Below are 10,366 nucleotides of genomic sequence, written 5' to 3' on the forward strand. Positions count from 1 at the left end.
CCTTCCTTACACGCGGGCTACGGCGAAGACGGACTGGCCGAACGGCGGCCGGACGCGCTGCTCGGCGGCCTTGGTGACTGGTAGGACGAGCGTGTCGTACACCTTGACCATCGGGCCCTCCTTCGGCATCAGCCGGAAGACCTTGGTGGCCATGAAGTAGCCGATCAGGCCGAGCGCGTTGGCGTAGTGGATCCGCTCGACGGTGAGGCCCGCCTCCGTCATCGCCGCGGCGAGCGTCTTCTTCGTGTAGCGGCGGACGTGGCCGGTGGCGATGTCGGCGGGGCTCATGGCGAACTGGAACGCCGGTACGATGATGACCACGGCGCCGCCGGGGCGGACCAGATCCCGCATGCTGCGCAGCGCGCCCACGTGGTCGTCGATGTGCTCCAGCACGTTGTAGGACACGGCCGCGCTGTAGTCGCCGCGCTCGTGGTGCGGGAGCAGCATCTGCCGGACCTCGACGCCGGGGTGGTCGGACAGCCGCTCCTTGAGCTGGATCAGCCGGTCCGGGTCGGCTTCGGTGGCGGTGATCCGGGGTGCGTACGCCGCCCAGGCGGAGGCGTAGTCGCCGAGGCCACTGCCGATTTCGATCGGGTTGTCACCGAGGTAGGGCACCGCCAGTTCGACGAACCACTGCCGGTGGTTGACAGCCGTCGCCAGGCCTTCGAGCACCTCGGACTGGACGCGCTGATCCCCAGTGATTTCTGCCATGCGTCGATTCCTCACGATATGACTGACCCGCGCCTGGACCGTCAGAGTCAACCATCTGGATGGCTGAGGGGGAAATCGGGGGACGGAGGGGGGGGCCGAATTGTGATCCGGAGGGGTGCCTGTTCGGCGTTCGGCGAACTCGGAACATAGTACGTGATTCCCCGGAACATTGCACGTGCCCGTCATACCCTGACTACGCTCTGAAATGTCATGACTACTCCGGAAAGCGGCGCGAGCACGCCGAAATCGGGGCAGGGCAGGCGGCTGGACGCGCTCGCCGTGCTCAGCTTCGTGCTGCTCGCGTGCTGGGTGACCGCTCGACTGTGGGTCGACCCGCGCAATGGCATCCGGGACAATCGGACAGATCAGGCGCAATTCGAATGGATGATGGCGCATGGTGCTCGCGTCGTCACTGATTTCGCCTATCCGTTCACCTCGGACCGGATGAATGTGCCGGATGTCGTCAATCTCATGGCTAATACGTCCGTATTATCCGTTTCATTGCCGCTGACCCCGATAACGCTCTGGGCAGGTCCGCGCTGGTCCTTTCTGATTTTCCTCACTCTCGGGCTCGCCGCCACCGGCGTGTCCTGGTATTTCCTGCTCTCCCGAGTTGTCGTGAAGTCCCGCGGTCCGGCGTGGCTGGGTGCCGCCTTCTGCGCGTTCGCGCCGGCGATGGTCTCGCACGCCAACTCGCACCCCAACATCGTCAGCCAGTTCGTGGTACCGCTGATCATCTGGCGGACGCTGCGCCTGGCCGAACCCGGCCGGTGGCTGCGCAACGGCGTCCTGCTCGGGCTGGTGATCGTCTGGCAGGCGTTCCTCAATCTGGAGATCCTGCTGATGACCGCCATCGGGCTCGGCGTGGTGGTGCTCGCGCTCGCCCTCGGCCGTCCCGCGCTGCGCTCGGCGGCCCGCCCGTTCGCCGCCGGGCTCGCTGTGGCCGCGGTGGTCGCCGGGGCGCTGCTCGCGTACCCGCTCTGGGTCCAGTTCTTCGGCCCCGGCGCGTACAGCGGGCTCTCCACGCTGATCCGCGGCTACTCCACCGACCTCGCCGCGTACGTGGCCTGGTCCCGGGAGTCGGTGGCGGGCGATGCCCGGGGCAGCGAACCGCTGGTCAAGAACGCCACCGAGGAGAACGCGTTCTTCGGCTGGCCGCTGGTGGTCCTGGTGGTCGCGCTGGTCTGGTGGATGCGCCGCAACGCCGTGGTACTCGGGCTGGCTGCGGTCGGGCTCGTGTTCGTGCTCTTCTCGCTCGGCCGGGAGATCCGCTACGACGGAGAGGACACCGGCATCCCCGGCCCGTGGGCAGCGCTGGAGAACCTGCCGGTCCTGCACTCGGTGGTGCCCACCCGCTGGTCGCTCGCGCTCACCCCGATCATCGGCGTGCTGCTCGCGCTCGGCGCCGAGCGGGTCCGGCGGCTCGCCGTACGGCACCCGGACGCGCGCGGCCAGATCCGGTTCGTCACCGTCACCGTGCTCGCCATGGCGCTGCTGCCGATCCTGCCCACCCCGCTGCCCGCGAAGCGCCTCGACCCGACCCCGGCGTTCGTCACCTCCGGCGCCTGGCGTCCCTATGTCGCGGACGGGCGGAGCATCGTCACGCTGCCGCTGCCCGACACCACGTACGCGGTCCCGCTGCGCTGGTCCGCCGAGACCCGGCTGGACATGCCGCTGGCCCGCGGCTACTTCCTGTATCCGGACACCCGCCCCGGCGGGGACCGGATCGCTCTCTTCACCGCGCCACCGCGCCCCACAAGCACGTTCTTCGAGACGGTACGGCGCACCGACGCGGTTCCGCCGATCACGCCGCAGGACCGGGTGGCCGCCGTTGACGACCTGCGCTACTGGCGGGCCGGCGCGGTGATCCTCGACCCCCGGCTTCCGCAGGCCGAGGCGCTGCGCCGGGCGATGACGGAGCTGAGCGGGATCACGCCGAGGCGTACCGGCGGTGTGTGGTTGTGGGATGTCCGGCCGCTTGTCGGTTGAGCGGTCAGGCCTGGCGGACGCAGCAGCCCTGGCACACCTTGGGCCGGGGCAGCGTGAACGCCAGGCAACAGGTGCGCCGCTGCACTGTCGGCTCGCCGGCCGGGCCGGGCACCAGCTCGACCAGGTCGCTCAGGTCGAGCGCGCCGAGCAGCGTGCCGACGGCCGCGGTGGCCGAGCCGGGCAGCGCGTCCGACGCGCGCAGGATGCCGTGGGCGATGCCGGAGGCCACCGAGCCGAGCAGCGTACGGGTGCCGATCCGGACCTCGCCCTGGATGGCGTCGATCAGCGGCGCGAAGTGGGCGTCGAGCAGGGACGCGCGCAGCGCGCCGAGCAGCGCCGCCTCGTCCGGGACCACCAGTACGCCCGGTGCGCCGGCGAGCGCCAGCGGGTCGCTCGGCAGCACCGCCACCGGGGTGGAGGCGCGCAGCCCCAGCGTGAGGAGCTGGTGGTGGTCCTCGAAGTGCACGAGCACGTCGGCCGGGTCGAGCAGCGGCACCCGGCGGGCGGACGCCCAGCCGAGCACCGCTGGGAGCGCGGTCCAGTAGCTGTAGGACTTCCAGGCCAGCGCGGCACAGGCGTGCGGGGTGCCGCCCCAGCGGCGCCCGGCGCGGGTCAGGAACTCGGACAGCAGCGTGCCGTCGATCAGGCGGGTGGCGGGGGACCAGCGGTCCAGTTCGTCGTGCACCAGCAGGCCGGGCGCGAGCCCGGGCAGGTCGTCGGTGCCGAACATGGCGCGCAGGGTCGCTGTCACCGGGGCGAGCGGGGTGGCGGCGTCGCGCCCCGGCATCACCGCAGTCACCTGGCCGTCCCCTGTCCTGTCGCCCTGCGGTCGGCGCGTGCCGTCGACCCAAGCTAAGGCTAGCCTAACCACCCTCCCGGCGGGAGGGGAAGAGGTGCCGCGGTATCGCGGGGAGGCCCGCGTCACTCCACGGCCGTCGCGTACTACCCGGCCTCGGAGACGGAAAACGCCGCCGGAGAGCCGGCGGCAGACGGCACAAGGATCGATGCACGCCGCTGAAAAGTCAAGGTGAGTGTCGAATACGAGGCAGTTTCCGTACACGTTCGGCCACTCAACGTGAAAATGGTCTTCCCGCGTACGAGGAAGCTGATGACGACCTCACCGATCGAGCGTGCCGCGGACTCGTTCGCGGCCGAACTCGCCCGGCACCGGACCGGCCGAGGGCTGTCCAAGAAGCAACTGGCCACGATGATGGGCTTCGACCCGTCCTACGTCAGCCACGTCGAAGGGCGCCGGCACCGGCCCACCGAGGACTTCGCCCGCCGGGCCGAGGCCGTCCTGGAGGCCAGCGGCGCGATCTGGCAGCGCTTCCGGGAGTACGACGAGCTGCGGCACGGCCGCGCCGGCGTGGCCCACCGCGACCCGCCCGTCCCCGGCCAGTGGCTGCCGCCGGGGACCGGGCTCGTGGTGGAACGGGAGGTCGCGACGCTCACCCACACCGGTGACGGCTACCACTGCGCGATCCGGCGGGAGCTGTACAACGCCGGCACCGAACCGGTCACCCGCTACCTGGTCCGGGTCGCCGTCGACCGCTACCCCAACGACCCGGGCCGATCCAACCGGCACCACCGGGAACACCCGCTCACCTTCGCCGAGCTGCAACTCAACGCCTACCGGGACGACGGCAACGGGCGCGAGCCGATGCACTGGCGGGCCAAGCACGACCGGGACGCCTTCAAGGAGATCTGGCTGCTGTTCGAGAACGACGAGGGACGCTTCCCGCTCTACCCCGGTGACCGGGTCACCATCGAGTACGCGTACCGCGTCGGCCGGGACAAGTGGGGCCCCTGGTTCCAGCGGGCCGTACGCCTGCCCACCCGGCACCTGGCGGTGCGGCTCGACCTGCCCGCGGACCTCGACCCCAAGGTGTGGGGCGCGGAGACCTCGCTGTCGGCGGAGGAGGGGCCGCTGCGTACCCCGATCCAGCGGTCGGTGGACGGCGGCCGGGTGGTCTTCGACTGGGGGACCGACGACCCGCCGCTGAACGCCCGCTACCGGATGCAGTGGCGGTTCCGCAGCCCCGAGCCGGACGCCGAGCCGGACAACGCGCCCACCGGCGGCGCCCGGGTGCGGGCCAGCGACCGGATGCGCGCAGTGGGCATCGTGCAGCGCGGCGACGACCTGCTGCGGCAGCGGGCCCGCCAGTTCGACCTGCCGGCCGACGAACAGCACGCCCGGGAGGTGATCGACCGGCTCGCCGGGATGCTGGTCCGCCTGGACGAGCTGCACCCGTTCAGCAAGGGCGTCGGCCTCGCCGCGCCCCAGCTCGGCATCGGCTGGTCCGCGGCGCTCGTGCGCCCGGCCGACCGGGCGGCCGACCCGGTGGTGCTGCTCAACCCACGGGTGGTGGACGCCGCGACCGAGACCGACGAGCAGTACGAGGGGTGCCTCTCCTTCTTCGACCACCGTGGCCTGGTGCCCCGGCCGCTGCGGATCGACGTGGAACACGCCCTGTGGGACGGCAGCCGGGTGATCACGTCCTACGAGTACGCGATGGCGCGGCTGGTCGCGCACGAGATCGACCACCTGGAGGGGCGGCTCTACGTCGACCGGATGGCACCCGGCGTGCCGCTGGTGCCGGTGGAGGAGTACCGCGAGACCGGAACCCCCTGGCGTTACTGAGAAACGGGGGGCCGGGTCGCGTGCCCCAGGGGGCGGGGGCACGCGACCCGGCTCGGGGGGAGCAAGGTTCAGAGGTTGCCGAACGTGTCGTACCGGATGTGGTCCGGCGGGACGTCGTCGGCGGCGAGCGCCCGCAGGGTGGCCCGGACCATCGCGGCCGAACCGGAGACGTAGCAGTCGTGCGTGGTCCACGGGCCGTACCGGGTGACCACCTCGGAGACGTCACCGAGTTCGCCGCCGAAGTCCGGGTCCTCACTGCACGCCGGCGTCACCGACAACCACGGGTGGGACGCGACGAGGTCCTCCAGGCCGGGCAGCGCGTACAGCTCGTCCGGGCGGCGCGCGCCGTAGAAGACGTGCACCCAGCGGGTCCGGTTGACCCGGGTCAGCTCCTCCACCAGCGCCTTGATCGGCGCCAGGCCGACCCCGCCGGCCACGCAGAGCACGTCCCGGGTGGACTCCGGATCAAGCGTCATCGAGCCCATCGGCGCGGCCACCCGCAGCAGGTCACCCGGCTTGGTGCGGCGCACCAGCGCGCCGGACACCCAACCGGCCGCACCCGGTGGCGTCCGCACGTGGAACTCCAGCACGTTCTCCTCGTTCGGCGCGTTCGCCACCGAGTACGTCCGCCACACCCGCGGGTGGTAGCGCGGCACCTCCACGCTCACGTACTGGCCGGCCCGCCAGGGCAGCGGATCCTGGAGCGCGCGCACGGTCAGCACCGCCGTGTCCGGGCCGTGCCGCTCGTGTGTCAGCACCTCGGCGTGCCAGAACGGCGGGTTCTCGTCCGCCTCCGCGCCGGCCAGCATCCGCGCGCTGATGCCCGCGTACGCCTCCCGCCACGCCTGGTCGTACTCCAGGTTCCAGCCGTCCCCGGCGGTGCTGCGCAGCGCGTCGAGCAGCGCGACGCCCATCGTCGCGTAGTGCTCGGCCGACACGTGGTACTTGCGGTGGTCCCGGCCCAGCGCGCGAAGGTACTCGTCGAAGCTCTCCGGGTCGCCCACCGTCTGGGTGGCCGTGACGATGGCCTCCAGGATGCGGTCCCCCTGGCCGTTCATCTGCACCGGGAAGAGCTTGCGCAGCTCCGGGTCGAGGAGGAACAGCCGGGCGTAGAAGTGACCGCTGAGCCGCTCCCGGTCCTCCTCGACCAGGGTCCAGCTCTCCTTCAGCAGCCGCGCGAAGTTCTCCACAGGGGCACGCTCCTTCTCCGTACGGGCGGATCGGCCCGCATAGAATGTCCACGGAGCGTGTACGTCGGTCGCACAGACTGTGCGACCGTCCGGCCCGGTCGCCGAAGTGCTTTCATGGTCCGGTGACGGTTGACGAGCTGGCCCGTCCGGTCTCCCGCCGGATGCTGGGCACCGAGACGCTGCTCGTGCTCGGTCTGTCCCTCGGCCAGTCGGCCGTGTACGCCCTGGTGTCCCTGATCGCGAAGCTGACCGCGACCGGCGGACTGTCCAAGCAGACCGCCGCGCTGAACACCTCCGCGTCGGCCCGGCCGTACCTCGACCTCACGTACCAGCTGCTCGGCATCGTCTTCGCGCTGCTGCCGGTGCTGCTCGCCGTACACCTGCTGGCGCGCGACCCCGGCGACCCGGCGCGGACGCTCGGTGTCGACTTCCGCCGGCCCGGCTCGGACCTGGCCCGGGGCGCGGGCCTGACCGCGCTCATCGGCCTGCCCGGGCTGGCGCTGTTCTGGGCGGCGGCGCAGCTCGGGCTCAACGCCACGCTGGTCCCGGCCGCGCTGCCGGACCTCTGGTGGACGGTGCCGGTGCTGATCCTCGCCGCCGTGCAGAACGCCGTGCTGGAGGAGGTGATCGTGGTCGGCTACCTGATCACCCGGCTGCGGCAGCTCAACTGGCGGATCGGCGCGGTGCTCGCCACGAGCGCGCTGCTGCGCGGCTCGTACCACCTCTACCAGGGCTTCGGCGCGTTCGTCGGCAACGCCGTGATGGGCGTGATCTTCGGGCTGTTCTACCTGCGCACCCGCCGGGTCGCCCCGCTGATCGTCGCGCACACGCTGCTCGACATCTTCGCGTTCGTCGGCTACGCGATGCTGCCGAAGTCCTGGTTCGACTGGCTCTGACCGCGCCGGCCCGGCACGCGTTCCGTCCGCCGCCAGGTCGGGGAAGTGGCGGCATCGGGCCCCGCCTGACCGCGCCAGCTCGCCGAACTGGTGCCGATCACGCCCGATACCGGGCGACCGCCCGCGCGGCGAGTCGCTCGGCCGTCGCCGTACCGCCCGTCGCGGCCGCCAGCGCCGCCGCGCCCGGCAGCAACCGGGCCGCCAACCGCAGCCCGAGCCAGCCGCCCGCCTGCGCCGCCACCGGCGTGGCCAGACGCCAGGCCGCCTCCGCCACCCGCCCCCACGGACCCTCCGCCGGAGCATCAGCCGCCCGAGCCGCCGCCAGCGCCGCCCGCGCGGTGCCGTCATCCGGGTGCACCAGCGTGAGCACCAGCAGCTCGGCCGCCCGATCCGGGTGCGCCGGATCCCGCCCGTACGCAGCCGCCAGATGCAGCACCAGGTTCGCCTGCGTCCACAGCACCGACGCCAGCTCCGCGACCGGCGCGAACAACCCGGCGCCCGCCGCCAGCGCCCCACCCGTACCGGCCATCCGGACGAACCGCCGCGTCGCCAGCCGGGCCACCCCGTCGGCGTCCGCCTCCGGATAGGCCCGCCGGACCTGCTCCGCCCAGGCCGAGGCCCGCGGCCCGAGCGCGTCGACCGCCGCCAGGGCCAGCAGCTCCGGCGCGAACCCGGGATGGTCCCGCAGCTGCGGCCCCACCGCCCGCCAGCCCGTTTCCGGGGTACGCGTGACGTCGGGTTGTCCGGGTGCCCGCGCGACGACCGTGACGTGCGTCGTCTCGGCGGACTGCCCCGCGTGGGATGCCGTGGTGTCGGCGGCGGTGACCTCGATCTGTGGCGCTTCGTGTTCTGTGGGCTCCGGGGTAGTGATCGCCGTCTCCCGCCTCGGGGGCGACGCCTTCCGGGCGGCCTTCTTCACCGCCGGGGTCGCCTTCTTCGCGACCGGGGCGGCCTTCTTGGCGGCGGGAGCGCGACGCGTCCGTTTCGGCGCCTCTGCCCCGACCGGTGGTGCGCCCGGCGCTGCCGGAGGCTCGACGGCTCGATCCTGTTCCGCCGTGACTGGCCTCTCATCGGTCGGGGCCGTGCCCTCCCCGGCGCTCGGCGGAGGTTGTGCGGCAGTCGTACCCGAAGGAGCCGTGGAAGCCTCCGGTGTGGCCTGCTCGGCGGGCGTACCCGGATCGGCTGGTGAGGGATCGGCGGCCGGACGCGGGCGCGGTGCCGGCGGTGCGGCGGTGGCCGGCGTCGGCGGCTGGAAGACGACAGTGGGCGCGGACCGGCGCGGACGCCGGGGCGGCGGTGTGTCGCTCGTCGCGTTCTCCGCGGCGGGATCCGGTGTCGGTGGGTTGAACGTCGGTCGTGGGGAGCGGCTCCGCCGGGCCTTGGGGGCGGGCTCGCGACGGGGCGGATCGCTCGGCGGCTGCTCCTGCATATCGATGGAGCGTAGCCGTGGACGTGATCCGGCACACGACGGAAACGCGGTGGCGAGGGCCGGTCCCGGTATCCGCTTTGCCCCGGGCGGGTGCGGGCCTGTATCCTCGGGCGCGGTGACCTCGTGGGTCACCAGGGAGACTTCGCCTAGTCTGGTCTATGGCGCCGCACTGCTAATGCGGTTGGGGTCTTAAAGCCCCTCCCGGGTTCGAATCCCGGAGTCTCCGCGCGAAAGCCGGTTGTGTAGACTGGCCGAGCACCAGGCGCCCGTAGCTCAACGGATAGAGCATCTGACTACGGATCAGAAGGTTAGGGGTTCGAGTCCCTTCGGGCGCACAAGATCGTGAAGGGTCTGACCTGTGGAAACGCGGGTCAGGCCCTTTGTGCTGTCTGGCCTGGGTGGACGGTGGCACCTGTTCCCCGCCGGCGACGCACGGCGACGCCGGGATCGCGCTGCTCGCGCCGGTCGGCTACCTGGCGTGCGCCGCGCTGGCCCGGTTCTCCTTCGCCCGAGCGGAGCTGGGCCCCGACCAGGCCCTGCCCCACCGGCCCGGCATCGCCGGTGTCTACGGGGCACTGCGGGCCGGAGCCAGCGGGTTCCTGCTCAAGGACACCCCGCCGGCGGAACTACTGGCCGGCATCCGGGTGGTGGCCGCCGGAGAAGGACTGCTCGCGCCGACGGTGACCCGGCGGCTCATCGACGAGTTCGCCCGTCGGCCCGAACCGGCCCGGCCGCTGCCACGACGGCTCGGGTGACCGAGCGGGAACGGGAGGTCCTCACGCTGATCGGCCGGGGCCTGTCCAACGCGGAGTTGGCCGGGCACCTCGGTATCAGCCTGGCCGCCGTGAAGACGCACGTCGGGCGGCTGCTGACCAAGCTGGCGGTACGGGACCGGGCTCAACTGGTCATCGTCGCCTACGAAACCGGCCTGGTCGGGCCGGGCGGCCCACGCTGAGCGGGTCGTCCTCCCGGAAAGTGCATGGATGGCGGGGCCCCTCCGCGGCTAGGCTTGGCCGTCATGACGACCCTCGGCGTGGTGTTCCGGCCCCAGAATCCACCCGAACGCCTCCGCTCCGTCGCACGCGCCGCTGACGAGGCCGGCCTCGACCAGTTGTGGCTCTGGGAGGACTGCTTCCTCGAAAGCGGCATCGCCACCGCCGCCGCGGCCCTGGCCTGGACCGACCGGCTGGCGGTGGGCGTCGGGCTGCTGCCGGTGCCGTTCCGCAACGTCGCGGCACTCGCCATGGAGGCCGCCACGCTGCACCGGCTCTTCCCCGACCGGGTGCTGCTCACCGTGGGCCACGGCGTCCAGGACTGGATGGAGCAGGTCGGAGCGCGGGTGGGCTCGCCGCTGACGCTGCTGCGCGAGCACGTCGAGGCGTTGAAGGCGCTGCTGGCCGGCGAGACGGTGACGACGTCGGGTCGGTACGTCCAGCTCGACAAGGTCAAGCTGGACTACCCGCCGGTGGGCACGGCCCGGATCTTCGCCGGCGCGACCGGGCCGAAGACG

8 protein-coding genes, 2 tRNA genes and 1 pseudogene are annotated in these 10,366 nt (G+C 72.2%); 7 read left to right on the top strand and 4 right to left on the bottom strand.

Annotated elements, in window-relative coordinates:
* Nucleotides 1–6: 6 nt before the first annotated feature.
* Nucleotides 7–711 carry a class I SAM-dependent methyltransferase gene (locus SM452_RS05270; RefSeq protein ID WP_013289245.1) on the bottom strand — a complete coding sequence of 235 codons (705 nt, stop codon included), beginning with the start codon at nt 709–711 and terminating at the stop codon, nt 7–9.
* Nucleotides 712–921: 210 nt separating this feature from the next.
* On the opposite strand from SM452_RS05270, the gene SM452_RS05275 reads away from it, so the two are divergent.
* The gene (locus tag SM452_RS05275; protein ID WP_463839374.1) at nt 922–2,700 is read left to right on the top strand and encodes a DUF6311 domain-containing protein; all 1,779 of its coding nucleotides are present in this window, start codon (nt 922–924) and stop codon (nt 2,698–2,700) included.
* Nucleotides 2,701–2,704: 4 nt separating this feature from the next.
* Here SM452_RS05275 and SM452_RS05280 read toward each other — a convergent pair whose 3' ends face one another.
* Nucleotides 2,705–3,487: a hypothetical protein gene (locus tag SM452_RS05280; RefSeq protein ID WP_355508640.1), complete on the bottom strand. Its 783-nt coding sequence runs from the start codon at nt 3,485–3,487 to the stop codon at nt 2,705–2,707.
* Between the two features lie 321 nt (nt 3,488–3,808).
* On the opposite strand from SM452_RS05280, the gene SM452_RS05285 reads away from it, so the two are divergent.
* Nucleotides 3,809–5,341: a peptide deformylase gene (locus tag SM452_RS05285; protein ID WP_463839375.1), complete on the top strand. Its 1,533-nt coding sequence runs from the start codon at nt 3,809–3,811 to the stop codon at nt 5,339–5,341.
* 68 nt (nt 5,342–5,409) lie between these two features.
* Here SM452_RS05285 and SM452_RS05290 read toward each other — a convergent pair whose 3' ends face one another.
* The gene (locus SM452_RS05290) at nt 5,410–6,531 is read right to left on the bottom strand and encodes a globin domain-containing protein (protein ID WP_357211372.1); all 1,122 of its coding nucleotides are present in this window, start codon (nt 6,529–6,531) and stop codon (nt 5,410–5,412) included.
* Between the two features lie 122 nt (nt 6,532–6,653).
* On the opposite strand from SM452_RS05290, the gene SM452_RS05295 reads away from it, so the two are divergent.
* The gene (locus tag SM452_RS05295) at nt 6,654–7,427 is read left to right on the top strand and encodes a CPBP family intramembrane glutamic endopeptidase (protein WP_030499361.1); all 774 of its coding nucleotides are present in this window, start codon (nt 6,654–6,656) and stop codon (nt 7,425–7,427) included.
* Between the two features lie 97 nt (nt 7,428–7,524).
* Here SM452_RS05295 and SM452_RS05300 read toward each other — a convergent pair whose 3' ends face one another.
* Entirely contained in the window at nt 7,525–8,346 is an 822-nt protein-coding gene (locus SM452_RS05300) for a hypothetical protein (RefSeq protein WP_463839376.1), read from the bottom strand.
* 645 nt (nt 8,347–8,991) lie between these two features.
* Between SM452_RS05300 and SM452_RS05305 the strand changes: the two genes are divergently transcribed.
* From SM452_RS05305 to SM452_RS05320, 4 genes and pseudogenes are all read left to right on the top strand, one after another.
* Nucleotides 8,992–9,082: transfer RNA gene (locus SM452_RS05305), tRNA-Ser, on the top strand.
* Between the two features lie 36 nt (nt 9,083–9,118).
* Nucleotides 9,119–9,191, top strand: a tRNA-Arg gene (locus SM452_RS05310).
* 228 nt (nt 9,192–9,419) lie between these two features.
* Nucleotides 9,420–9,811: pseudogene (locus SM452_RS05315) on the top strand (LuxR C-terminal-related transcriptional regulator); the annotation flags it as partial.
* Between the two features lie 63 nt (nt 9,812–9,874).
* Nucleotides 9,875–10,366: LLM class flavin-dependent oxidoreductase (locus SM452_RS05320; RefSeq protein ID WP_463839377.1), on the top strand; the 492-nt coding region annotated here is incomplete at its 3' end.

The sequence above is a fragment of the Micromonospora sp. SYSU B005 genome, assembly GCF_055362685.1.